General features: G+C 67.6%; 12 protein-coding genes. 2 read left to right on the top strand and 10 right to left on the bottom strand.

Going from position 1 to position 25,660, the window contains the following annotated elements; all coding sequences use genetic code 11:
- Positions 1-145: 145 nt before the first annotated feature.
- From KY501_RS49610 to KY501_RS49595, 4 genes are all read right to left on the bottom strand, one after another.
- A complete protein-coding gene (locus KY501_RS49610; protein WP_224372514.1) occupies positions 146-484 on the bottom strand; it encodes a hypothetical protein in 339 nt (112 codons plus the stop codon).
- 57 nt (positions 485-541) lie between these two features.
- The gene (locus KY501_RS49605) at positions 542-2,455 is read right to left on the bottom strand and encodes a WD40 repeat domain-containing protein (RefSeq protein ID WP_224372512.1); all 1,914 of its coding nucleotides are present in this window, start codon (positions 2,453-2,455) and stop codon (positions 542-544) included.
- 13 nt (positions 2,456-2,468) lie between these two features.
- Positions 2,469-4,019 carry an ATP-binding protein gene (locus KY501_RS49600; RefSeq protein WP_224372511.1) on the bottom strand — a complete coding sequence of 517 codons (1,551 nt, stop codon included), beginning with the start codon at positions 4,017-4,019 and terminating at the stop codon, positions 2,469-2,471.
- Positions 4,020-4,257: 238 nt separating this feature from the next.
- The gene (locus KY501_RS49595) at positions 4,258-6,789 is read right to left on the bottom strand and encodes an FG-GAP repeat domain-containing protein (RefSeq protein WP_224372509.1); all 2,532 of its coding nucleotides are present in this window, start codon (positions 6,787-6,789) and stop codon (positions 4,258-4,260) included.
- A gap of 350 nt (positions 6,790-7,139) precedes the next feature.
- On the opposite strand from KY501_RS49595, the gene KY501_RS49590 reads away from it, so the two are divergent.
- Positions 7,140-10,361 carry a poly(A) polymerase gene (locus KY501_RS49590; protein WP_224372507.1) on the top strand — a complete coding sequence of 1,074 codons (3,222 nt, stop codon included), beginning with the start codon at positions 7,140-7,142 and terminating at the stop codon, positions 10,359-10,361.
- Positions 10,362-10,373: 12 nt separating this feature from the next.
- Here KY501_RS49590 and KY501_RS49585 read toward each other — a convergent pair whose 3' ends face one another.
- Positions 10,374-11,483: a lipid A deacylase LpxR family protein gene (locus KY501_RS49585; protein ID WP_224372505.1), complete on the bottom strand. Its 1,110-nt coding sequence runs from the start codon at positions 11,481-11,483 to the stop codon at positions 10,374-10,376.
- On the opposite strand from KY501_RS49585, the gene KY501_RS49580 reads away from it, so the two are divergent.
- Positions 11,482-11,928 carry an EscF/YscF/HrpA family type III secretion system needle major subunit gene (locus KY501_RS49580; RefSeq protein WP_224372504.1) on the top strand — a complete coding sequence of 149 codons (447 nt, stop codon included), beginning with the start codon at positions 11,482-11,484 and terminating at the stop codon, positions 11,926-11,928. The genes KY501_RS49585 and KY501_RS49580 overlap by 2 nt on opposite strands.
- 13 nt (positions 11,929-11,941) lie before the next feature.
- On the opposite strand, the gene KY501_RS49575 is transcribed toward KY501_RS49580, so the two are convergent.
- The 5 genes from KY501_RS49575 to KY501_RS49555 form a co-directional block, all read right to left on the bottom strand.
- Positions 11,942-14,407 carry a hypothetical protein gene (locus KY501_RS49575; protein ID WP_224372502.1) on the bottom strand — a complete coding sequence of 822 codons (2,466 nt, stop codon included), beginning with the start codon at positions 14,405-14,407 and terminating at the stop codon, positions 11,942-11,944.
- A 150-nt stretch (positions 14,408-14,557) separates the two neighbouring features.
- The gene (locus KY501_RS49570) at positions 14,558-16,510 is read right to left on the bottom strand and encodes a hybrid sensor histidine kinase/response regulator (RefSeq protein WP_224372501.1); all 1,953 of its coding nucleotides are present in this window, start codon (positions 16,508-16,510) and stop codon (positions 14,558-14,560) included.
- Positions 16,507-16,962 (bottom strand): response regulator, encoded by a 456-nt coding sequence (locus tag KY501_RS49565; protein WP_224372500.1) that lies wholly within the window; start codon positions 16,960-16,962, stop codon positions 16,507-16,509. The genes KY501_RS49570 and KY501_RS49565 overlap by 4 nt, the downstream gene beginning before the upstream one ends.
- Before the next feature lie 342 nt (positions 16,963-17,304).
- On the bottom strand, positions 17,305-18,237 hold the full coding sequence (locus KY501_RS49560) for a hypothetical protein (RefSeq protein WP_224372499.1): 933 nt from the start codon (positions 18,235-18,237) through the stop codon (positions 17,305-17,307).
- A gap of 125 nt (positions 18,238-18,362) precedes the next feature.
- Positions 18,363-25,415 (bottom strand): Ig-like domain-containing protein, encoded by a 7,053-nt coding sequence (locus tag KY501_RS49555; protein ID WP_224372498.1) that lies wholly within the window; start codon positions 25,413-25,415, stop codon positions 18,363-18,365.
- Positions 25,416-25,660 lie beyond the last annotated feature (245 nt).

Below are 25,660 nucleotides of genomic sequence, written 5' to 3'. Positions count from 1 at the left end.
CGAGTGGGAGAAAGACCCGCGCGGCGGTCACCAGCACGGGCCCTCGTTTTCTACCCGACAGGGCTCGGTGGCAGAAAGGCCCACCGAACCTTTAGGCCTTCACCGTGGGTCGCAGTCACCCCGCAATGATCAGCTCCTGTCCGATCTAAAGACGCCCCTTCACCTTCCACCACAGCAGGCCCAGGAAGGACTCAGGGAGTCGCTCGGGCGCTTCGAGCGACGCGTCCTCTCGGAGGCGTACAGGAGGTGGGAGCGGACGACGCTGGGGTTCGGGCAGGGGCAGTGGCTCGGAGCGGACCAGGCCCCGGCTGTTGCGCTCCAGTGCTTCTGCAAATGAGCGCTGCTGCGGCATTCGCGCATCCACGGCGGTAGCACCGGAGACGCGTTCGGTGGAGCGGACGCGGGCGATGACGTCCGCGCTCTCGACGCGAGGCAGGCCGGAGATACGGCCCACCGGACCGCGAGACCTGTGGCCATGACTCATGTCGCGCCTCCTGGCCCGCAGCGTAACGGCTCGGAGTGCTTCCAGCCAGCCCTGCCCTCACTCGGGGCGGCGATCGAGCGCGAATCGGCTCAGGTTCCAGACGAGCGCCGTGCAGTCCCGGTGTCCCGTCACCCAGATGTCACGGCTGGAGGAGAAGTCGTGGCACTGGAGCTCGGGCACGAGCAACAAGGTGCGAGGCTCCTCGCCCGTCATGGCGTCCTCCGCGCAGAGGGCCGGGTTGCGCCAGGGGACGAAGAGCAGCAGGCGTCCGTCCGGAGAAAGTTCCAGCAGGTGCGTGCGAGCGCGGCGCGAGGCGAGGAGCTGGCCTGTCTCCACGTTCCAGATCTGCAGCATGGGCTGGCCGGGCCCGTCATCCGGATAGTCCGAGTCCAGGAAGCCCGAGGAGAGCAGGCGCTGCCCGTCCGGGAAGAAGCGCAGGCGGTGCACGGAGGAGTCCGGCGCCTGGGCCTTGTACGAGAGGCGGTCCTCGGAGGTTCGGAAGAAGAAGACGATCCCATCCATGCCGCTGGCGGCCAGCCACAGGCCATCGGGCGAGAACTCCAGCGAGGTGAGGCGCTCGGAGCCGGTGGCGAGGACGCGGCGTCGCTTGCCGGTGGGCAGGGCGGACAGGGTGATATCGCCGCCCTCTTCGGGGCACGTGGCCAGCCACAGGCTGTCGGGGGAGAAGGTGAGCCCGCCGAAGTTGGACTCGTACACGGGGAAGTCGTGGAGCACGCGGCCTTCGCCGCAGGACCACAAGTGGAGGTGACCTTTCGAGGTGGGCACCGCGAGCCAACTGCCATCCGGGGAGAAGCGGATGCACCCATGGGAAGCGTTCAGCTCGAGGAGCCCAAGGCTCTGTCCCCAGGCCAGGTCCCAGACGCGCACGGAGCTGGAGTCATCGGACGTGGCGGCGATGGTGCCGTCGGGAGACACGGCCACGGTGGCCACGGGCAGCGAGTGGCTGTCGCGCGCCGGATCAGGCTGTCCGGTGTCGAGGCTCCAGGAGCGAAGCGCGTGGTTCTCCCGGGCGACGAGGTACGAACCATCGGGAGGCGCCTGCAGCGCGGAGAAGGAGTTCACCGTGCCCACGTGGAGCGAGGTGCTGGCACCGGTGACGAGGTCCTGGGTGCGCAGCGCATCGCCATCGAGCCAGGCGAGGCGCGCGCCCGGCCCGATGAAGGTGAAGGCGGGATACGGCCAGCCATTGAGCACGGGCCGGGAGGGTGCGAGGGCCGGCAGCTTCAGGATGGGTTTGCCGCTCTCCACATCCCAGATGTGGATGCGCGTCTCGCCCGCGAGCGCGGCCGAGACCAGGCGAGTGCCATCCGGGGAGAAGGCGAGCTCGGCGACGGCCTCGGTATGACCGAGCAGCGGCGGGCGGAGCTGGCGGGAGACGACATCATAGAGGTGGATGCGCGAGTCCCCGATGCTCCAGGCGACGCGCTGACCATCGGAGGACATGGCCACGGCCTTGTAGACCTCAGGTCCCGCGGCCTTGCCAGACAGGGGCCGGGCGCGGGCGACGAGGTGGCCGTTGGCGGTGTTCCACACGCGAATGGCGCCCTGGGAATCCACCATGGCCACGCGTTCGCCGTTGGCGGAGAAGGCGCCGGGTTCAGCCCAGGGGGCGTCCTGGAATTCCAACTGCAGCACCCGATCGTGGGCGTACTCGAGGATGGCGGGCCGGCCACCAAAGAGGGAGCAGGCGACGCGGATGCCCTCGGCCGTCCAGCAGAGGGCGAGCACTGAGCCGAGCTCCCGGGTGAGGGGGCGCAGCGTCTCCAGGAGCCGGCCGGTGCGAGCCTCCAGGATGTGGAGCTTCGAGGTGCTCTCTCGGTCCTCGATGAGGATGCGCTCACCGTCTGGAGAGAAGACGGGAGCGAGCGTGCCCAGACCGGGCCGGAAGCGAGTGGTTCCCAGGCGGACCCGAGCCCCCTCCGGCAGCGCCTCTCCATCCTTGAGCTGCACCTTCCGCTACCTCCTAAGCTCGCAGGACGGAGACCCGGCGTCCTCCGGGCGTCGTCGCGGGGGTTGCACGAGTCCTCTCGAAGAGCGGGGGCTGCCCTGCTCGCCGATCGAAGATGACCAGCCAACCACTCTCCAGCCCCAGCCCCGAGAGGTATCCATCCAACTGCGCGAGGCCTTCCGCCAGGGGATCCTTCTCGCCGTCTCGCCACACCTTCAGTTCCAGAGCCAGGGTGTCGGGACCATGGCGCAGACAGAGATCCATGCGGCCGGTGCCAATGGCGTATTCGCGTTCAAGTGTTCCGCCACCATTGGCCACGCGGTGCAGGAAGGCCATCAGCACCAGGTGCGGTGCGATCTCGTGATAGGGCGCGGTGCTCAACAACGGCTGGCCGTGCTGCCTCCAAAAGGAGAGGAAGGCCTCCATGAGCCGCTCGGTGTCTAGCCTCCCATCAGCCGTCAGCCAGGTGGCGGGGAGCCGAGGAAGGGAGGCCACGGCCGTGTTCGCGAGCACCCGGGGGATGATCTCCCGATACAACGGATTGGCGATCTCCAGCCCTCCGGTCTCGGCCATGCGAACCAGACCCAGATCCTGGATGAAGCGCAGATCATCTTCGGGCACACCGCCGAGGGTGAGGCCTGCGAGCATGGGCTCGAGGATGCGGCGCACCCGTGTCTCGCGCAGCCGCTCACCCAGGCTGTCCAAGTGCGTGTCCTGGCGGCGCACGAGGAGCTCCTTGGCGGCATCCACGTGAGCGGCGGTGAGGGGCTGGCTCCTCTCGGGCACCAGGGTCTCGACCATCTGCCGGGCCAGGGCATTGACCAGCCAAGGCTGGCCCTGCGTCCAATAGAAGGCCCGGTCCACGGCCTCGGGGAGGAAGACCTGACCCGTGTCGGCGGTGTGCTGGGAGTAGAGCTCGGCGACCTCGTCGTGGGTGAAGTTGCGCAAGGTCAGGGACTCGACCTTGATGTTGAAGGGGCTGGAGGTCCCCAGCGTGGAGCCGCCGCCCGAAGCCACCCGGTAATCGCGCACGTCCCGCAGGCCGCAGAGGATGACGGAAGAAGGGAAAGCCGAGGGACGATCAGGAAACCCCGAGCGCAGCTGGCGCAGCACGCTCAAGAGGCTCTGACCGCGCAGGGCGTCGATCTCGTCGAAGAAGAGCACCAGCGGACGCGGGCATGAGCGCGCCCATGCGGTGAGGAAGCCTTGCAGCAGGCCCTCATCCCCCTCGAGCGTCGGAGGGGGTGGCCGCAGCTCCGCGGGAAGAGCCAGCTCGGCCCTCCGGCCCATCTCCCGGAGGATGGCGCGCTGGGCCGCGCCGTAGTCGTCGCCTGCCACCTCGCCCTCCTCACAGGAGAAGTGGAGCGCGGCATAACGGCCTCCGGCGGTGAGCTGCTCGGCAAGAGCTCGCAACGCTGTCGTCTTGCCCACCTGCCGAGGAGCATGAAGGACGAAGTAGGCCTGCTGCTCCAGGAGCGGGAGGACTTCGGGCAGCCGCCTCAGGGCCGGCAGCATGTAGTGACGGTCCGGAGAGCAGGGGCCGGCAGTGTTGAACCAGCGAGGCATGAGGGGAAGCTAACACCTCGGGAGAGCCAAGGGGCCGACGAGAAGATTGCCGGCCCCTTTCCCGAGGCGAGGAGCCTCTACCCCACTGCGACTCAGTTGCAGAGCGGGCTGCCGCCGATAGGCACAGCGGCATCCAAAACGAAGGGCCCGGAGCCGATGCTTGGCCCCGAGCCCTCGTGCACATCAGGACCTCCTCACCCCGGGTCAGCCTTCAACGCGAGGCGTGATGGCCATCGCCTCAATGGCCGCCGTTGCAGCCGCCCCCTCCGCCTCCACCCCCGCCGCCACCGTTACCGCCACCACCGTTGCCGCCCCCTCCACCGCCATTGCCACCTCCGCCGCCGTGGTTGCAGCCGCCATGGTGGCCACCGTGGTCGCAGTGCCCATCGTGGTTGTGGTCGTGACCGCAGCCGCCATGGTGGTCATGGTCGTGACCGCAGTTTCCGTCGTGATCATGGTCGTGGTCGCAGTCCCCATCACCATCGTGGTCGTGGTTGTGGTCGCAGTGCCCATCATGGTCGTGGTCATGACCGCAGTCATCGTCATGGTCATGATCGTGGTCGCAGTCTCCATCGCCGTCATGGTCGTGGTCGTGATCGCAGTCCCCATCATGGTCGTGATCATGACCGCAATCCCCATCGTGGCCGCCACCGCCGCCACCATGGTCGCAACCGCCATCGGAGCCACCGCCGCTACCTCCATCCGTGCCGCCATCGCCGCCCGTGCCTCCATCCGGGTTGCCTGTGCCACCATCGCCGCCCGTGCCTCCATCCGGGTTGCCAGTGCCACCATCACCGGAGCCGCCATCACCTCCCGTGCCTCCATCCGGGTTGCCAGTGCCACCATCGCCGGAGCCGCCATCACCTCCCGTGCCACCGTCCGGCGCACTGCCACACCCCACGGTGACCGCGGTGCCGCTGTTGTTGCTCTCGATGCACTCGAGGTCTCGTCCCGCGCCGGTGCCATCGTCGTCCGCGACGATGAAGATCTCGGCATCCGCCGCCAGCCGCGACACGAGCAGCGAGACGAACGTGCTCTCGCCCGCCGCGATGGGCCCGGTAACCGTCGTCACGCCCAGCAGCGAGCCGCCCGAAGCGGGGTTGCCCAGATAGAAGGCGACCTTCAGCCCTGCCGCCACCGGAGTACCGCCCTGATTGACCACGTTCGCACCGATTGACAGCACGGCGCCATCGCACGCGCCCGCCGCCTGAGTGACGGCGAGGTCCGGAGCGGCGAAGGGGCTCGGGCCATCGCCAAAGTAGTTGGCCACGTTGGAGTGGAACGTATTGAGCTTCGGCTTCAGCCAGTGGCTCACCGGGTGGGCGGGGATGGAGCCGTCGTTGTTGACGTTGGTGATGGAGTAGGCGTGCTGATTCCACACGCCCCGGGTGCGAGCCCAGCCCTCCAGCCGGTCGTGGTACACGCGGATGCCGTGGTACGGCGGGTAGGCCAGATCATTGGCCGCCACCACGATGTCCGCGGCGAGGTCTCCATCCACATCCGCGATGACGGGGTTCTCGTGGGTGGTGCCCGTGCTGTGCCGAGTCTCGAAGCGCACCGCGCCGGTGGCTCCGTCATAGATGCGCAGCGACACCTCATCCGTGTAGACGAGCTCCAGCTGCCCATCGTCCTCAAAGTCGAACGCCGAGCTGCCGGACTTGCCAGAGCTCCAGTCCTGAACGGTGCTCGTCCACTTCAGGGCGCCATCCGCCTCGAAGACGCTGATGGAGTTCTCCCCCACCACGGCGATCTCGGCATGGTCGTCGTGATCGAGATCCGCGATGGTGGGCGCACCGCCGCAACCGTTGATGCAGCCCCCAGGGATGTCCTTGCTCCACAGCACCGTGCAGTCGTCATCCAGCAGGCTCACCTTGCCAAACCCTGACACGACGATCTCGCCCTGGGGATCCGCATCGAAGTTGCCCACCGCCGACAGGCCCGAGTCGAGGGTCGTCGCGGCGCACTTGAGGCTGCCGTCAAACCGATACACCGAGCGGCCGTTGATGACCTCCTGCTTGCCGTCACCGTCGATGTCCGCCGCGAACGAGACCGGGCCGGTGTACTGCGCTCCGCCCATCCCGTCCGAGCCCACCCACTTCAGCTCCCCCGTGTTGCTGTACACGCGGTTGCCGTCGAGGATCTCCACCGTCCCATCGCCATCCAGATCCGCCAGCGACGGGCCACCCCACTCGTTGTAGTCGAGCGCGTCCTCCGCCGTCCGGAACTTGAAGGCGCCGTCGTTCTCGTAGCAGATGATGCCGCGCCCGTTGTACGGGATGCCGCAGATCTCCACCTTCCCGTCGTTGTCGATATCTCCCACCGTGATGCTGGCCGCGCCCTTGATGCGATAGGCCGGATCCGTGACGGTCCACAGGTCGTGCCCGTCATCGCCGCTGATGGCGCGCAGCACGCCCTCCTTCCAATCCAGCTCGTCTCCCGGAGCATCCCGGAAGGAGCTGAAGATGATGTCGGGGATGCCGTCCTGGTTCACGTCCACAACAGCCGGCGTCATCATCACCTGGTTGAACTCGGGCAGTACCTCGCTGCCCGTCCACGCCCACTGCAGCTCCGGCTCGAAGTTCGGAGTGAAGGGAGGCACCACCTCGCAGTTGTCCGCGAGACTGCCCGAACCGTGGACCTCGCCTCCGCCGCCCGCCGCCTCCTCACCGGGCTTGTCGCATCCGCCACCGACTGCCAGAGCCACCAGCGCCGCCAGCCACTTCCCTCGGGCCAGGCGAGTCACTCCAGGAATGCCGCGTCTCGAAGGCATGTCGCGTCTCCTTGTCTTGGGCGTTTCCGGTCTGCTCCCCAATGCGCAAACCAAGACAATTGTGAGCCATCATTCTTTTTCGAATTCCAAGAAAAAGAGGACAGCTCGCATTTCTACATGCGCGCACCTCGAAATCGCGCAATGGGTTCGGAGATCTCTGTCCGAGGTGTAGCGCTTGAGCGGAGCTGGCGACGAAGGTGAGAGGGAAACTCCTGCCTGGCGGAGGCGGTCAGCCTGCTGACAAAGGGGCCGTCGGGTGCGCGCGCGGGGCTGCTCCCCGCGTACGCTCGGCGAGTGCCGGCCCCGCAGCGAGGGCCCTCCGAGTCCCCCGTTTCGAGAGGGTCTGCATCATGTCTCAGGATCGCTTCACGACCAGCCGCGAGCTCTACCATCGCATCCGCTGGGATCCCCGACTGGACGCGCGCGAGTTCGTCATCGGCTACGACGCGCACTCCGAAGAGATGGAGGAGATGCCCTTCGAGGCCTTCGTCCCTGACGGAGAGATCCCGTGGCATCGCGTCTGGTATTTCCGCCGAGGCACCGAGGTGGTGTGGGATCGGCGCAAACGCCTCGACGTGCTGGACAGCCTGGTTCCCAAGGCACCGGCCACGGAGGAATCCGAGGCGCCAGTTCCCGCGCAGCCACACCCGCAGCAACAAGCCCGGACGCATCACGCCGGGAAGCACCCCTTCACTCCGATCCCCTCCTATCGCTTCGACGCGAAGACGGCGTCCTGGGTCGAAGCATCACTGACCGTCGGCAGTCCCGAGTCGCTCCCTGCTCCGGCGGAGCTGACGCTCGCCACCTTCAATGTCCTGTTCGACTTGTACGAGCCGGAGCTGCTCGACACCCGGAGGCGCACGCTGGCGGCCATCTCGCTGCTGCGCTTCGTGGACGCGGACATCGTCGCGTTGCAGGAGGTGACGGAGCCCTTCCTCCAAGAGCTGCTCTCAACCCCGTGGGTACGCGAGCATTTCTTCCTCTCGGAGGGCCCTGCCGCCACCACCGTTACACCGTACGGGCAGGTGCTGCTGTCGCGCTTCCCCTTCGCCTCGATGAGCCAGTCTGTCTTCAGCCGGGACAAGCGCATCATCGCGGGAGAGCTTGCGCTGCGCGGAGGCTCGGTGTGGGTGGCCACGCTGCACCTCACGAGCAATCGGGATCCCCATGGGGGGTCGGCGCGAGCCGCGCAGATCCAGACTCTAGTCGACTGGGCGCGAGGGCTCGAGGCCCGAGGATCCGAGCCTGTGGACCTCGTGGTAGCGGGAGACTTCAACTTCGGCGACAACACGCCCGAGGCCCAGCCTTTCGAAGAGGCGGGCTTCGTCGATGCCTGGAAGACGCTGCGGCCTGGGGAAGCGGGATACACATACGATCCGGCGAGCAACGCGATGGCCGCGCTCACGACGACCTACGGATTGAGCCAGCGCTTCGATCGCGTGCTGGTGAGGTCGGCCTCGGGGCGGCTCGCGCCCGAGAAGGTGAGCCTCTTTGGAGAGGAACCGCTCTCGGGCCGGCCGTCACCCGGGGGCGATCCGCTCTATGTATCGGACCACTTCGGGCTGAGCTGCACGCTGCGGAGGGGCGCTGCGGTGCGGGAGGCTCCGGCACTGAAGCTCGTGCAGAGCCCGCCGCGAGTGCTCTCGGCGCCCCCGGTGCATCAGGCCGCGGTAGTGCTCATTCCTCCGGAGGAGCTGTGGGGTCCCATCGAGACCCTGCGCTCGAAGCATGACCGAACGTATGAGCGTTGGATGCCGCACGTGACGCTGCTCTATCCGTTCGTGCCGGAGGAGCACTTCGCCGAGGCCGAGACGCTCCTCGAGGAGGCCGTGCGGAACCTCGAGCCCTTCCAGGTGACGCTGTCGGGCTTCAGCCACTTCGAGCACCGAGGCAGCATGACGGCATGGCTGCGCCCGGAGGACCGGCCGCATGGAGCGCTGAAGTCATTGCAGGCGGCACTGCAAGCGGCACTGCCGCAATGTGACGAGCAGGGCCGCAAGTCGGAAAACGGGTTCACACCGCACCTGAGCGTCGGCCAGCTCCCGCGCTCGAGCCCTGCGGAGATCCGGCGGACGCTCTCCGCGTGGGAGCGGGACTGGAAGCCCTTCACCTTCGAGGCGCGCGAGATATGTCTCATCAGCCGGCGCGGAGAAGAACCCTTCGAGGTGCGGCGCCGCGTGCAGCTCGGCGGAGGTAAACGGCCCGGTTCGGGAGCGAGCCCTCCACCTTCAGCGCCAGGGACCGGGGCGGTGCAACCGGCAATACGGACAGGTCCGACGGAGGGGACGGGTCCCTCCCAGGAGAAGACGGGCCTGCTGCGGCAGGTGCTGGTTTCGCGCGGTGAGTGGGAGTCCGACGAAGCGCACCAGAAGCGCACGGCGGCGGTGACACAGCTCGGAGCGCTTTGCGAGCGACTGGGGCTGCGGCTCTACCCGTATGGCTCGTATCTGCTGGGTACGGGGAGCGCGAGCAGCGACGTGGACGGTGTGGTGGTAGGCCCTTCGAGGCTGTCTCGAGAGGACTTCGCTAGCACCCTCCTCCAGGCGCTGAGCCAGGACGACAGCACGGCGAGTGGGCGCTTCGTAGCCGACGCTGCCATTCCCCTGGTGAAGCTGTCACTCAGAGGCGTGCACTTCGACGTGTCGTACGCGAGCTGCCCCGAGGGCGTGGACCCGAGCCCGCCCGCGGAGCTGCTGGCGCATCACGGTGAGCAACTGGAGCTCGCCGGCTTCCGCTCGCTGAACGGCTGGGCGGACACGAATGCCTTGCTCGAAGCCGTAGGGCGAGAAGGCGCGGGAGCGGATCGTTTCCGAGCCGTGCTGCGCGCCGTGCGAGCCTGGGCCAAGGCGCGCGGGGTGTACTCGCATGCGCTGGGCTACCTGGGCGGGCTCTCGTGGTCGATCATGGCGGCATGGGCGAGCATGCGAGCACCTCGGGAAGCAGCGAGCACGGACGAGCGCCTGCTGGCGTACTTCTTCGAGACCTTCGCGGCATGGCCGTGGCCCCAATCGGTGACGGTGACCTCCGAGACCGCGCGCTATAGCGCCAACGGTAAGCGAGACCAGATGCCGGTGGTGGCTCCGGCGCTGCCTCCGCGCAACACGGCGCGCAACGTGTCGCGCTCGACGCTCCAGGTGATCCGGGAGGAATTCGCCCGAGCACGCGAGCGCATCCAGCGCGCGCGAGCCGAGGGAACGACTGCGGCCTGGGAGGCTGTGTTCGAACCCACGGACTTCGCGCGAGAGGCGCCGACGCGGCTGGTGGTGTCCGTCGAGGCCTCCTCGCCCGAGGCGCGAGAGAAGGCAGCGGGCTGGGTGCTGGGTCACCTCACGGCCCTGGTTTACCGCCTGGAGGGAGACCGCCGGCTCTTCGCGAGGCCCCTCCCGAACACGCAGCCCGAGGGACCGTTCATCATCGGGCTCTCCACGAGAGGCTCGGCAGCGAGCGAGGCCCTCTCATCAAAGCCGGGGAGTCCACTGATGCGAACGGTGGAAGAGTTCCGCGAGTCCTTCCTCACCTGGAGCCATCGGCCGACGGACGCATCACTCTCGCTCCAGCTCACGCACTCCTGATGACAGGAGTGCTCAATGGAGGAAGGAGAGCTGGAGCTGGGTGAAGCGGTGGCCGGAGAGCCGGGGGTTGGGAGGCTCGGCCATCTCCTGTGAGCGGAACACCATGCTCAGGTCGAGCTGAAATCCACCAGTACGAAAGGCAGCGCCGAATTCACTGTCGCCCACGAAGGGCGTCTTGCGCACGCTGACGCTCTGGCGAAAGAGCGTGCCATCGAGGAACAGGTTGCGCGCCACCAGCCGTCCCTGTCCCCGAGCAAAGAAGTACGCCTCCCAGACGCGCTCCCGCGCCTCCAGGGTCTGGAAGACGGAGGCCATGATGGGCGCGAGCCCGAACGGCCGGGCGAGCAACCCGACGCGAACCGTGGCACCGGCGCTTGCGTTGACGAAGACGGTGCCCAGCATCCCGCCCGCGGACCAGGTGGCATCCACATAGGGGCTCCACAGCAAGGGCTGCTCACGGAGTGCGGAGAGGTGGAAGGCAGGCTCGGTGGGCAACTGATGCTCCCAGCCGACGGGGAGCCTCGCCACGGTGCGGCCGAAGATGTGGTTCAGCGCCGAGTGCCATCCGCGCTGGGTCTGCGCGGCCCCTGAGGGGGGACCCGTGACACCCACGGTGGCCTGGAGCGTGAGCCGGGAGGAGTGAATGGGCGTCTCTGCTGCATAGAGGTGCTGGAAGAGAATGCCTCCATGGAGCCATCCGCCATAGGGGCGGTCATTCGGATCAGGAAAGATCTCCTCATTGGAGCGCGGGACGATGTGGCTGGGCGTGTACATGTTCTGCGCCAGCAAGCCACCACAGAGGTAGCGGTGTTGCAGGTTGTCGGGGAGTCGGAGCGCCTGCGCGAGCTGCCGGCATCGGTCGTACTCACCATAGTGCTCGATGCGGATGCCGTTCGAATAGAAGCGATCGCTCTTGGCGAGGATGTCGTTCTCGACGTGGAGGGTGGTGACGAACGGCAGCTTCACCTCCACCGGAGGGGTGGGAGTGGAGGGAGCCTGGGCCAGGAGGGAGGAGGTCAGCAGCGCGAGGGCCTGCAGCATGCCGCCAGTGTAGCGCCCGAGGGTGTCAGCCGCTGCGGGGATACTGCGGATCCGCCAACACATGACAGGAGCCAGAGCCATGACGGGTCCGATGACAGGAATTGCCGCAGCGCAGCTCGTGCAGCCGAAGCCGCCGGATCAAACCGTGCCGCAGGGGAGCAAGCCGGGCGAGTCGAAGTTTGACGCGGTGCTCGCGGACAAGGCGCAGGCCGCGAGCGGCCCTGACGCCGCGCGCCAGACGGAGTCCGTCCAGGGGCCGGAGCCGGTGCACACGGTGGAGGGCGTGGCGAAGACGGAGAGGCCCGTGTTGAACATGGTGTCCCACGTGGTGAGCGAGCTGGAGCAGGGACAGTTGCGGTTGGACCAGCTGATCGGCGCGGGAGTGTCGGGGCAGCAGCTCTCGAACAGCGAGCTGCTGTCGCTGCAGGCCTCCATGTACAAGTACACGATGGAGTTGGATCTGACGAGCAAGGTCGTCGAGAAGGCCACCAGCGGCCTCAAAGATGTCGTGAAGACCCAGGTGTAACCGTCACCGAGCCTCAGTGCACGCGCACCCGAGGCAGGTTCGAAGGAACCAACCCTTGTGTCGAGGTGCCGCACACCAGCGCGGACAGATCCTCCGCGCGGCGCCCCAGGTCATCGAAGGTCCTCGGCTCCTGCGTCCACGGATCCTTCACCGTGCCTCCTCGCATGAACACTGACAGCGTGGCCACACGCCCCGCCCTCCGAGGCGAAACGTGCGTGAAGTCCGTGGCTGTCTCCCCCGCGTGGCACCCACTGCACGTGTGCAGCGAGAACTTGTGACGAGCCTCCGTGCTGACTCCTGGTGCTCGCCAGAAGAACTTCTCCGGCACCACGGACGAAGCCCCCAGGAACGGCACGCCGTTGATGCGCTCCGGAATCACATACTGCTCGGCCAGGATGGCTGCCTCGTTCGATTGGATGAAGTCGCCCAGAATGTCCGAGTTCTCGAACGCGAACTCCGGTGTCTGCTTCACCGTCACGGGCTGCAGTCCCGCATTCGTCAGGTGAAACTCCCGCATCTCCCACGGGTCGGCCAGGTCAGCCTCGTTGGTCCGGAGCTGGTTCAACGCACTGCCCAGAGGCCGGCCCGTCATCACTCCTGTCTTCGTGAAGCGGTCCGTCAGCGCCTGCAGCTTCACGTTGTAGCTCGAGTGGCTCTGCCCCAACTGACCCAGCTCGTGCCAGTCCTTCGCCCAGCGCTGGAGGGCCTCCGGGCTCCCGCCCGGCAGCGCGTACTCCAGGATGACCGTGAATGCGAACGGGTTGCCCTCCGCATCCAGCACGCCGAAGACGAACCGCCCCTCCCCGGCCTGGACTCCGGGGTCGCGCAGGTCCACGCGGTTGATGATGGCCAGCAGCCGGAACGGCGCCTGGGTGAAGTCCAGCGGCTGATTCGCTCCGCCGCTCTTCGCCTCCCAGGGCCCGAGCACCTTCGACTGCATCTGCTGGCGCGCAGGCAGTGTGAGGCCGTTGACCGTCTGCGGCGCGCTCCACGTCTCCAGCCAATGGCGCACCAGCGCGGAGGGATCCTGATCCCCCGCCAACGCCCGCATCAGCGTACCGAAGCTCCAGGCTCCACCCGGTGCCGTGCGCACCGGATCCTCCACCACCGACAGCGCGGTGATGGCCAGCTCCTCCGAGCGACTGATGGTGCAGGTGCCCGGAGTGCACGCCGTGAAGGACTCGCAACCGTTGGCCGCGTCCCCATCGCAGTCGTACTGCCCCACCGGGCAGGCAGTGCCGCACGTGCCCGCCACACAGACTCCCAGGGTGTTCACCTGCGCCTGACAGCTCGTGGAGCAGGCACCACAGTGGTTCGCGTCCTCCGTGAGGTTCACCTCGCATCCATTGGCCGCGTTCCCATCGCAATTGCCATAGCCCAACGAGCATGGCGTCTCGTACGAAGGGCCCTCCACGCACTCGGACGCGTTGTGCGCCGCATCCCGCGCCGCGACGAACACCTTGCGAACCGTACCCTCGCTCGCGGTCGCCACGGTGAGGTCCACTTCGAAGGCTCCGGTAGTGCTCGCGAACACGGTGGCGGACGCCTGGCCCGTGCACTCCGCGTCGACGAACACGCTCACCTCGGCCCCGGGCTCCGTCGTGCCCTTCACGTGCAGTTCCTGCTCGGTCAACCCGTTCTGCCAGGCGGCCTCGGAGATCACAGGCGGTCCGGGCGGCGTGGTGTCCCCCGGCTCGTCTTCCTCTTCAGGCGCAGGGATGCTCTTGCACCCCGAGGCATTCCCCGCCGCGTCATGCACCCGAACCGAATAGCTGCTCTCGGGGCATTGGGAGATATCGATAGGCAGCTCAAAGGAGGAGCTCTCCCCCACGCTCGACTCCGCGATCGCGGCGCCAGAGCAGAGTCCTCCGCCATAGATGCGAACGGATGCACCCACCTCGGACTGGATCAGGAGCCTCGGCAACTGCTGGGAGCTCGCATCCAGCACCCACGAGAGCGACGGCACCAGGGGTGGAGTGAAGTCCACACGAACGCTGCTGCCCACGCGGCGATTGTTGTCCTCGTTCGCTTCGCTCGCGGAGTCATCCGGATCCGCGAAGGCCAGGAGGAAGTAGTCCCCCTCGGGGACTTCGGATGCGCTCACCTCTCCAGTGACAGTCTCGCAGCTGTCTTCCAGCACACGGATCCGCGAGCTGGTGGCGACCCGGACATCGAGCGGATCCAGGGTCTCGTCCTTCGAGAGGAAGAACGAGACCTCCGCGCTGCCCGAGACGTGTCCCCGATTGCACAGCCGCGCCTGGACCCTCCCTTGCGCGGGGCTCAGCACGAACGGAGCTGTCACCTCTTCCACGAGGAAGTCCGGCCCCCCTGTGGGGTCATCCGGATCCGGTGGCTCCGGAGGTTCCGGTGGCTCCGAGGGATCCTCTGGGAAGTCCGGAGGCTCGTCCGGAGAGGGTTCCACGTAGCAGCCCGCCAGCGTGCCCGCGAGCGCGTGAGCCAGCCATCTTCGCATCCGCATAAGAGGCCTGCCTTCAGGAAGTGAATGTCCTGATCCGTGGAACTGGCACGCCCCGCGCCGAGCGCCCAGTGGCAATGCTCCACGCCGTCTCGCCAGCGTTGACTCGCTGGCAAGGCATCGGGCTCGACTTCAAGCGATCCGACACTCTTCTCAGGCTGGTGGCGCAGAGCCTTCCGCAGACAGCAGGGATCGCACCAGTTCCTGGAGATCCCTCGGCAGGAAGGGCTTCTCCACGCAGGGGTTCTTGGTGTTGCTCAGGAACTCGCGCGCCCGAGGCGTGAAGGCTCCCCCCGTCAGGAACACCATCCGCTCCGCCAGCGCGGGCGACACCCGCGCCAGCGCCTCGTGCAGATCGATGCCGCTCATCTCCGGCATCATGATGTCGCAGAGGATCAGGTCGAACTGCTCACCGCTCTCGAGCCGCGCGTGGGCCTCTCGGGCGCTGGTGAGCGCCATCACCTCGTGCTCTCGTTGGAGCGCTCGGCGGATCGCCTGGCTGACGAGGGGCTCGTCATCCACGATGAGGATCCGTCCGCGCCGTGACGCGGCGTGGGCCAGACTCTGCACGGGAGGGGGCAGCACCGCGATGCTCGCGGGAGCCACCGTCGGCAGGATGATGCGGAAGATACTGCCCCGCCCTACCTCACTCTCCAGCTCCAGCCGGCCTCCGAGCGAAGTGACGATGCTCCGGCAGATCGACAGCCCCAGCCCCGTGCCCACCCCCGCGGGCTTGGTGGTGAAGAACGGCTCGAACACCCGCTCCTGCCTGTCCGAGGGAATCCCCACGCCCGTGTCGTGGATCTCGACCACCGCCTCCGCGCCCCGCAGCCGCGTGAGGACGCGGATCTCGTTGCGCTCCACCCGGCCCTCCGGGATGGCCTGGGCCGCGTTCACCAGCAGATTCAACAGCACCTGGCCGAGCTGCACCTCGTTGGCCATGACCCGCATGGGCTCGCCGTAGTCCCTCACCAGCCGCGCGCGGTGGCGGATCTCGTTGCTGGCCAGGCGCAGCGCGGATTCGATGGCCTGGTGCACCTCCAGCGTCTCGCGCCGCAGCTCCTTCTCCCCTCGCGAGAAGAGGCGGAACTGCTGGACGATCTCCCGCGCCCGCGCCGCCCCAAGCTGCGCGTCCGACAGCATGGAGCGCACCTCGTCGCGCTCGCTGACCGTCATCGAAATGCGCGGCAGCACGTCCGACTCCAGGATGTGGAGGTTGGCCAGCACGTAGGCCAGCGGGTTGTTGATGTCGTGCGCGATCATCCCCGCCACCATGCCCAGCGAGGCCATGCGATCGCTGAGCACCAGCTGGGCCTGCATCTGCTTGCGCTCGGTCAGGTCCCTCGCGATGCACATGGTGCACGGCTGTCCCTCGAACACCACCGGGAACCGGGCCAGCTCCGCGGGGATGAGCTCTCCCGTGGCCCGCACCAGCCGCAGCTCCCGGAAGGGTTCGCGCGCATCCGCATCCGTCGAGGCGTCCAACTGACGCAGCGCCTCCTTGCGCTCCTCCGGGTGGAAGAAGCGTGCCGCCAGCTCGCGGACCTCCTGCCCCAGGAGCTCCGCGGGCGAAGAGCATCCCAGCAGCGTGACGAGCGCCGGGTTCACGTAGCTGATCCGCCCGTCATCGAACACGCACACGCCGTCGGGCAGCTGCTCGATGAGTTCGCGGAAGCTCGCCCGCGAGCGCCGCAGCGCCTCCAAGGTACGGGAGTGCTGCACCGTGTATCGGATGGACCGCTCCAGCAGCACCGGCGTCATCTGCGACTTCACCAGGAAGTCCGACGCTCCCGCCTGCAGCGCCTGCCGGTCGATCGCGTGGTCCGCCTGTCCCGTGAGAAGAATGATGGGCAGCCGGGCTCCGCGCTGCCGGGCCAACGCCATCAACTCCAGCCCCGTATAGGCCCCCATCCGGTAGTCCAACAGGCAGACGTCGTACTGCCCGGAGGCCATGGCCGTCAGCGCCTCCTCGGCATCCTCCAACCACTCGAGCACCAGCCGATCGTCGCGCAGCTCCCGCAATGCATCGCGCACCAGGATGAAGTCGTCCTGATCATCCTCCACGAGGAGGATGCGCAGCGAGGATGCGGCGAGCTCGCCCTTCATTGAACGCTCGCGTGGGGTAGCCGGGCCGTCTCCAGCCAGTGCTCGCCGAGGACGCGGACGACATCGACCAGCTTGTCGAACGTGTTGGGCTTGGTGATGAAGCAGTTGGCTCCCAGCTCGTAGCTGCTCAGCACGTCCTCGTCCGCGCTGGAAGTGCTCAGGACGATGATGGGGATGCGGCGTAGCTCCGGATTCGCCTTGATCTCCTTGAGCACCTCGCGGCCATCCATCCGCGGCATGTTCAGGTCCAGCAGGATGATGCCCGGACGCGGCGAGTCCACCGGATCGCTGTAGCGGCCCCGGTGGTTCAGGTAGTCGAGCAGCTCCTCGCCATCCTCGACCCACCGCAGCTCGCTTTGGAGCGCGTTCTTCCGCATGGCGTCCTGGGTGAGATCGCGATCGTCGACGTCATCGTCGGCCATCAAGATCGTGACTGCCGTAGAGCGTGCCATGAGACCCCCGTACTGCTTCTGAGCGTTCGCGCGGTGAAGAACCAGTGACAGCGCCAACCGCGCCAGCACCCTGCATGCGCTGCTCGTGCTGCCTGGCCGCTGGATTATCGCGGCGCCGACCCAGCCCGAGCTTCATGGCCTCATTTGTACCTTGCCCGGGCGGGCGGCTGGAAGGGTGGCACCCGCCTCACCGGGTTGTACGCGAATGTGCGGACCCATTCACTCTCGGTGCCCGCAAGCCAGACGGCCCGAGGCCACTCTCGTGGCGACGGGCCGTGGGCCGGGTGCGCGCCAGTCTCCGGTCCTGGCGCTTCCCGAAGAGGTATTGACAAAACGCGTCAATCACTGTGGGTGATTCGTGCCCTCCTTGCGGAACTGCTCGGCGACGACCGAGTTCCCGAAGCGCTCGAAGTTGACCAGCCACGACGCCGCGTTCTTCACGTAGCGGCCTGTACCAGCCGTGTCCCACTTGTTGTAGAGCCGGGTGAAGCCGCCATCGAGGATGGCCCGCTTGCCGTCGCGGTCATAGAAGGCCGTCACCAGGTTGCCCGCCGAGCCGTAGACGAGCGGCGTGAGTGCCTGGTTCGGCTGGATGGTGGCGATGGTGATGCCCTCGTAGATGTACTCGAGCCCCGTGGTGAGCAGGTGCTTGGGCAGCAGCCCCGGCTTGCCCGCCGCCTTCTGGAGCCCCACCACCTTGTCTCCCGGGATATCGCCGAGCATCCGGGCGTCCAAGAGCCTCTGGGCCACGGCGTTGGCGTCCGCGTAATACGGCTCGTTGTCGCCCCAGATGTAGACGCCCTTGCCGCTGTCGAAGAAGCGCTTGATGACGGCCAGGTGCTTCTCGGTCAGCAAGGGTTGGTCGCTCGAGATGATCCAGAGCTGGCAGGCCTTCTTCAGCTTCTCCTCGAGCTCCTCCGGGCTGGGGGGCCTGCCCACCCAGCGGTAGACGGAGAAGCCCTTCTGGGCCAGGGCCTGCTTGGGCAGCGAGAAGTCGAAGCCCGTATAGAAGTGGAGCACCGCGACCGTCTGCCCGTCGAAGGCCCCGTCCACCGCCAGATCGTGCTGGTTGCCCGCGGCGTTGCCGAAGCGATCCGCGTCGGCCTTGACCTCCACCTCGCGCCGCTGGTTCCGGCCTTCGCTGTCGACGTACGTCTCACTCTTCACGGCCTTGGGCGCGTTCTGCCCCGCCGAGCGCGTGTACTGCGCCATGGCCACACCGCTCACAAGGCACACCGCGAGCATCGCGGCGAGCTGAATCCGGCTCCGCACCATTCTGGGTCTCTCCTGTCCGAAGGTCCTGGCTTCAACGGACAGCCCGCGGAACGGGTCTATGGGGGCATGAAAAAGGCCCGCCCCGGAAGCTTCTCCAGGGCGGGCCTCGGGTTCAGCGCGCTTGCCTACTCCGCGGCCTTCGTCTCGAGGATGGTGAAGACCACGCGGCGGTTGTTCTCGCGGCCCTTGGCCGTCTTGTTGGTGTCCACCGGCTGGGACTCACCGTAGCCCACCGCCTCGAGCCGCTCGGGGGCGATGCCCTCCTCCTGGATGAGGCGCTGGCGCACCTTGTTGGCGCGGCGCTGGGACAGGTCCAGGTTGGAGGCGTCATTGCCCTGGCTGTCGGTGTGGCCCTCCACGCGCACCTTGGTGATCTCCGGGTTGGCGCGCAGCACCTGGCCCACCTGCTTCAGCAGCGGGTAGGAGCGGGCGAGGATCACGTCCTTGTTGGTGGCGAAGTAGACCTTGTCGAGGATGACGATCTTCTTGCCCTCGACCTTGACCTTCACCTCGCCCTTGTCCGGGCAGCCGTCGTCGTCCTTCACGCCATTGATTGTCTCCGGCTCGGTGGGGCACTTGTCGGCCGCGTCCAGCACGCCGTCCTTGTCGTTGTCCGGATCCGGGCAGCCATCGGCATCCTCGAAGCCGTCCTTGTCCTCGGGAGCCTTCGGGCAGCGATCCTTGTCATCCGTGATGCCATCGCCATCCGAGTCCACCGGTGGCGGCGGGGGCAACGTGTCCGGGCAACCGTCCGCGTCCTCGAAGCCGTTCTTCGTCTCGGGCTGATTCGGGCAACGATCCTTCACGTCGAGGATGCCGTCCCCGTCGTTGTCCGGATCCGCGCAGCCATCGTCATCCTGGAAGCCGTCCACGTCCTCGGGGCCTTCCGGGCAGACCTTGGCCGGAGGAGGCGGCTCGACGCGCGCGGGCTGGGTGGGCTCCTGGTCGGTCCAGATGACGCCGGCGAACAGGCGGAAGCCCGGCGTGCCGTAGCCTCGGGTGATGCCGGGGCCACCGCCCACGTGAGCCGCCAGCGAGTCCGTGAAGCGGTACCGCATGGCGGCGAGCAGCTCCAGCGGGCGCTCCTCGGTGTTGGACTCCTTCATGCCCAGGGCGCCCACCAGCGTGGCCTGGGCCGAGAGCTGGTGCTGGCCGACGTGGAAGGGCAGCTCCGCACCGAGCCCGTAGGCGAACTCGTTGGCCACGTTCAGGTTGTAGAACTGCTCCTGGGGCTGGAGGTTGACGCCCACGTTGGCGAGCACGCGCACGCCGCCGTCACTGGTCCACTCACCGAGCAGTCGAGGGAAGGCGGCGAGGCTGCTGCGTCCGAGGAACTCCTTGCCGCCCGAGGTGGGCAGGAGCACCGGGACCGCGAGGCCCAGGTGCAACCCACCGTCCGTGGAGAACAGGCGCAGCTTGGGCACTACGCGTAGGTCTCCCACGCCGGTGGCATCCACGCCCTCGGAGAGGAGGGGCGACACGGAGGCGGTGGAGGCCGAGCCCTGCGAGGTGATGGGCAACGCCACGCCGATCTCGAGTCGATCGAAGAGGGAGATGGCGCCCATCAAGTCGAAGGTGAACTGGTTCTTGACGATCTCGTAGACGAAGTCGTCGGAGCGGGGCCGGAGGAAGTTGAGCGGATCCTTGGCGTAGTTGAAGGACAGGCCGAGGTTCCAACCCAGGTGCCGTCCCACCTGGGCGCTGTGTACGTCGAGCACGTCCTTCCAGCCTGGGCCCGGCTTGTACTGCTGCACGTCGATGCCCTGGGAGGGCGCGGCGGCGGACTGGGCCTGGGCGGGTGCCGAGAGGAAAACGGCGGCCAGCAGGGCCATCAGTCCCCACGCCTTCCCCGAGACGCGGAGGGCGTGGCGGCGGCGGAGCATCGGCACGGCGAGCAGGAGCACCAGGGGCAGCAACGTTCCCGCGCCAGTGGAGGCGCAACCGCGGCCCGCGACGACCAGGTCATCCCCGTAGGTGCGAGGATCGCTGCCAGCGGCGACCTCCTCACCGTCATTCAGGCCGCCATGGTCGGTGTCGGGATCGGCTGGATCCGTCTCCGAGTCGCCCAGCTGGCCGTTGTGGTCGGCGTCCTCCTGGCCATCCGTGAGGGTGTCACCGTCTGTGTCCTTGTTGCGCGGATCGGTGGTGGTGGACGGGTCCTGGTCCGGCGTGAAGATGGACATGTCCGTGTTCTGGCCCTCGGGCTCGGACAGGCCCAGCTCGAGACCATCGCTCAGGCCGTCACCGTCCGTGTCGAAGGAGCGGGGATCCGTCTCGCCGTCATCGACGGTGCCGTTGTGGTTGAGGTCCTCTGTTCCATCGAGCAGGCCGTCGTCATCCGTGTCGTCGTCGAGCGGATCCGTGCCGGTCGAGACTTCGAGCCCGTCATTCAGGCCGTCACCGTCCGTGTCGGGGTTGTTCGGGTCGGTGCCCAGAACCTGCTCTTCGGAGTCGGTGAGGCCGTCGTTATCCGAGTCGACGGTGCCCACGTTCACGGTGACGGTCGCGGTGGCGGTGCCTCCGTTGCCGTCGGACACCGTGTACGTGAACGTCTCTGTGCCCATGAAGCCAGGCTCCGGCGTGAACACCACACCCGAGCCGTCGGCCGCCACCGTGACCGTGCCGCCACTGGCCGGCTGGGTGACTTCCGTCACGGTGAGCGTCTCACCCGACTCGGGAGCGCTGGAGTCGTTGGCCAGCACAGGCAGCGTCGTGGGGCCGCTGTCGACAGGGACCGAGAACGTGTCAGCCACGGCCTTGGGCGGATCATTCACCGCCGTCACCGTTACGGTCACCGTGGCCGTATCCGTGCCTCCGTTGCCGTCGGAGACCGTGTACGTGAACGTCACCGTGCCATTGAAGTCCGGTGCTGGAGTGAAGGTGACCGTGTTCCCGCTCTGCGTCACCGTGCCGCCGCTGGTCGGCTGCGTGACGGCAGTCACTGTGAGCGTCTCGCCCGTGTCCGGCGCCGTGGAGTCGTTGGCCAGCACGTCGACCACCGTGGGCCCGCTGTCCTCGGTCACCGAGAGAACATCGTCGTTGGCATTGGGCGGGCTGTTCACCGCCACCACATTCATTGTCACCGTGACGGTGGTGGTCCCTCCGTTGCCGTCGGACACCGTGTACGTGAAGGTGTCGGTGCCGCTGAAGCCCGCGTTGGGCTGGTAGCTCACTACTCCGCCACTCAGCGTCACCGTGCCGTTGGCCGGCTGGCTCACTGCCGTCACCGTGAGCGTCTCGTTGATATCCGGCGCCGTGGAGTCGTTGGCCAGCACATCCAGCGTCGTGGGCCCGCTGTTCGAGATCACGGTGAAGGTGTCGGCCACTCCCGTGGGCGGATCGTTCACGGGCGTCACCGTCACGGTCACCGTGGCCGTATCCGTGCCTCCGTTGCCGTCGGAGACCGTGTACGTGAACGTCACCGTGCCATTGAAGTCCGGAGCCGGAGTGAAGGTGACCGTGTTCCCGCTCTGCGTCACCGTGCCGCCGCTGGTCGGCTGCGTCACTCCTGTCACCGTGAGTGTCTCGCCGGTGTCCGGGGCCGTGGTGTCGTTGGCCAGCACGGTGATCACCGTGGGCCCGCTATCCTCGTTCACCGTCACCGCGTCATCCACCGCGTCGGGCGTATCGTTGACAGAGGTCACCGTCACCGTGACGGTGCCCGTGGCCGTACCGCCGTTGCCGTCCGAGATGGTGTACGTGAAGGTGTCGGTACCGTGGAAGTTGGCGTTGGGCTGGTAGCTCACCACGTCGCCGCTCAGCGTCACCGTGCCGTTGGCCGGCTGCGTGACGGCCGTCACCGTGAGCGTCTCGCCGGTATCTGGCGCCGTGGAGTCGTTGGCCAGCACGTCCACCACCGTGGGGCCGCTGTCCTCGGCCACCGTCAGCGTGTCGTTGTTGGCTGTGGGCGGCTTGTTCACGGCGAGCACATTCACCGTCACCGTGACGACGGTGGTGCCTCCGTTGCCGTCGGACACCGTGTACGTGAACGTCACCGCGCCCGAGAAGCCGGGCGCTGGCGTGAACACCACCCCCGTGCCCCCTGGAGCCACCGACACCGAGCCGCCGCTGGCCGGCTGCGTCACCGAGGCCACGGTGAGCGTCTCGCCCGTGTCAGGGGCGCTCGAGTCGTTGGCCAGCACGTTGAACGTGGTGGCGCCACTGTTCTCGTTCACGGAGTAGGTGTCGGTCACGCCCGTGGGGGGATCGTTCACCGGAGTGACTGTCACCGTCACCGTCGCGGTGGCAGTGCCGCCCTTGCCATCCGAGATGGTGTACGTGAACGTCGTGGTGCCATTGAAGTTGGCCGCTGGCGTGAAGCTGACGTTGGAGGCCGTGAAGGTCACCGTGCCGTTGGCCGGCTGAGTCACTCCCGTAATGGTCAGTGTCTCGCCCGTGTCCGGCGCCGTGGAGTCGTTGGCCAACACGTTGATCACCGTCGCACTGCTGTCCTCAGCCACCGTCGCCGTGTCATTCACCGCTGTCGGTGGATCATTCACCGGCGTCACCGTCACCGTCACCGTGGCAGTGGCCGTCCCACCGAAGCCATCGGAGATGGTGTACGTGAACGTCGTGGTGCCGTTGAAGTCGGCGGCTGGCGTGAAGCTGACGCTGGTCGCCGTAAAGGTCACCGTGCCGTTGGCCGGCTGGGTCACCCCGGTGATGCTCAGCGTCTCGCCGGTGTCCGGTGCAGTCGAGTCGTTGGCCAGCACGTTGATCACCGTCGCGCTGCTGTCCTCAGCCACCGTTGCCGTGTCATTCACTGCCGTCGGCGGGTTGTTGACCCGGTTGACGGTGGTGCTCTGCGAGGCCGTGTTGTTACCCGTCACGGGATCCGTCGTCGACGTGCTCACCGAAGCCGTCGCCGTCAGCGTCGTATTGCTGTTCGGCACCGTCACCTGCACGGTGATGGCGGGCGCGGCTCCTGAAGCCGCCGAGGCGCGAGTGCACGTCACCACGCCCGCCGCCTGGCTGCACGTCCAGCCCGTTCCCGAGGCACTGACGAACGTCGTCCCCGCCGGCAGGTTCAGGGTCGCCGTAACGGAGGTTGCTGTGCTCGGCCCCAAGTTGTTGACGTCGAGCGTATAGGTGAGCGTCCCGTTCCCATTCACCGGGTCCGGCGAGTCCGAGAGCGCCACCGAGAGATCCGCGCGCGGCGTCAGCGTGTCCGTGTCCGTGGCCGAATTGTTCGCAGTGGTGGGATCCGTGTTGCTCGCGGGAGACGTCACCGTGGCCGTGTTGGCCAACGTCCCCGTCGCCGCTTGGTTCACCGTGGCCGTCACCGTGAAGGTCGCCGAGGCCCCATTCGCCAGCGAGAGCAGCGCTCCGGCGATGTTGCCCGTGCCGCTCGTCGTCGTGCAGGCCGCCGCGGGAGCGCACGTCCAGCCGACCCCCGTCAACGCCGCCGGGAACGTGTCCGTCACCGACGCGCCCGTCACCGCGTTGGGCCCGTTGTTGGTGACGGTAATCGTGTACGTCACCGTGTTGCCCGGAATGATGCTCGTCACGCCATCCGTCACCGTGATGCCCAGGTCCGAAGGCAGGCACAGCGGCAGCGCCGCCACCGCCGCTCCCAGCTGGCCCGGGGCCGCATCCGTGGCGCCATTCTGCGTGAACTCGGTCACCGCGGCCGAGGTGGTCTTCCCTCCCGCGCCGCCTGTCACGGTGCGCGTCACCGTCCCGCCCGACACCGCGATGTAGCCACCACCGCCACCACCGCCGGGCCCCTCTGCCTCGTTCCCGGTGATGTTCTGGTTGCCGCCTCGGCCACCGCTCGCGGTGAGGGTGACGCCGCCCAGCGCCCGCGCCGCCACCACCACTGTACCGCCCGCGCCGCCACCGCCTGGCGCGTCATTCCCCGCGCCAGTCGTATCAGTACCGTTCTGCCCGTTGGCCGTGATGCTGCCCGAGCCCGTTACCGCATCCGCCACCACCCACACCAGGCCGCCACCGCGCCCGCCCGCGCCACCGGTGTTGTTGTTGCTGTCACCCGCGCCGCCGCCGCCGCCCAGGAACAGCCGCGTGCCCGGATCATTGGCCACGGGCCGCCCGCCGAACCCTCCCACCGCGTAGCGGCTGTCACCGCCCCAGCTCGTATCTCCCGGCCCCACCGTCACCGCGTTCTGGTCGTTGGCCGAGTACGTATATCCGCCACGTCCGCCTCCCGAGGAGGTCGTCCTCGCGTTGCCATTGCTGATGTAGCCCGGGTCCAGCCTCCACGGATCCTGGCCCCCGAAGGTGCCCGTCATGATGCCCTGACCCGTCCACGTGCCGCCGTTGTTCCCGTTGGCGCCGCCGCCACCGCCCGCATTGTGCCCGTCACCGCCGCCACCGCCGTTGGCCGGAGCGCCTCGGCCATACTGGCCATTGAGGACGGCGTACTCCGTCGCCGAGCCGGCGATGCCCTCGCCCTTCTCCGCGCCCAGGGTGGAATCCGTGGAGCGGTAGGTGGTGGCTGCAAAGCTCGTGTTCTGCTCCACCACGCCACCCCGGAAGCCCGCTGAGGCCGCGCTCAGGCTGCCGTTGAGCGTCAGCGTGTTCTGCACCTGCAGCGCCACGACGCCGCCCACCGAGCCATCCCACGGCGTGGCCGCGATGCTCGCCCCGGCGTTGACGGTGAGGCTGGCCAGCTGCGGCACGCGCACCACCTGCGTGTGCCCAGCCACCGTGTAGCTGTTGCGCAACCCGCTGCAGCTCGTGGTGTTGATGCCGATGGTGCCTCGCCCTCCTCCGCCCGCGGTGATGGAGGCCACCGTCACCAGCTCGTAGAGTCCCGCGCTGTTGAGCGCCGTCACCGCGCCGTAGTTCGCCGTGTCGGTGGTGTTGATGGTGGCGCCCTGCATCTGGATGATCATCAGCAGATCACCCACCGTGAGCGCGCCGAACTGCGTCGCCGCGATGTCCAGGTTGGCCAGGTTGTCCACCTGGAAGCTGGTGGCGCCCGCCGCCACGTCCGCTCGCAGTGGCGCGTACCGGTTGAGCACCTCGCCCGCCGTGGTGACGGTGTAGTTGCCATCCACGCCCACCAGCGCGGAGCTCGCCACGGCCACGGGCTCGGAGGCGTCGGAGGCAGGAACGGCCCCCGCCGCCGGAGCCGGCTCCGTGGAGCACGCAGCGATCAGCACCCCCAAGGCAGGCAGAGCCCACCTCGAGGCGCCCAACAATCTGGAGTAACCCATGGTCGATTTGCACCGGTGCCCGGAGCCGGAGGGCCCCAGGGCACGCGGAATTCCCCTGTATCAGTGATGGTGAAATATTTTAATCAAACTTGAGGGAGTTTCAAAATCGGTCACTCAAAGGCCGCGAAACGCCGTGCCCGCAGGCCACCATTGCAGCGCCTGTACCAGGGGGCTCGAGGCCTGGTTTGCTCGGGGAGATGGATCAACAGAGCGGTGCCAGGCGGCGGCTGACACGTCATCGAACT

The organism is Hyalangium versicolor (genome assembly GCF_020103695.1).
In the GTDB taxonomy this organism is placed as follows: Bacteria; Myxococcota; Myxococcia; order Myxococcales; family Myxococcaceae; genus Hyalangium; species Hyalangium versicolor.
This window is presented reverse-complemented; position numbering and strand designations above follow the sequence as displayed.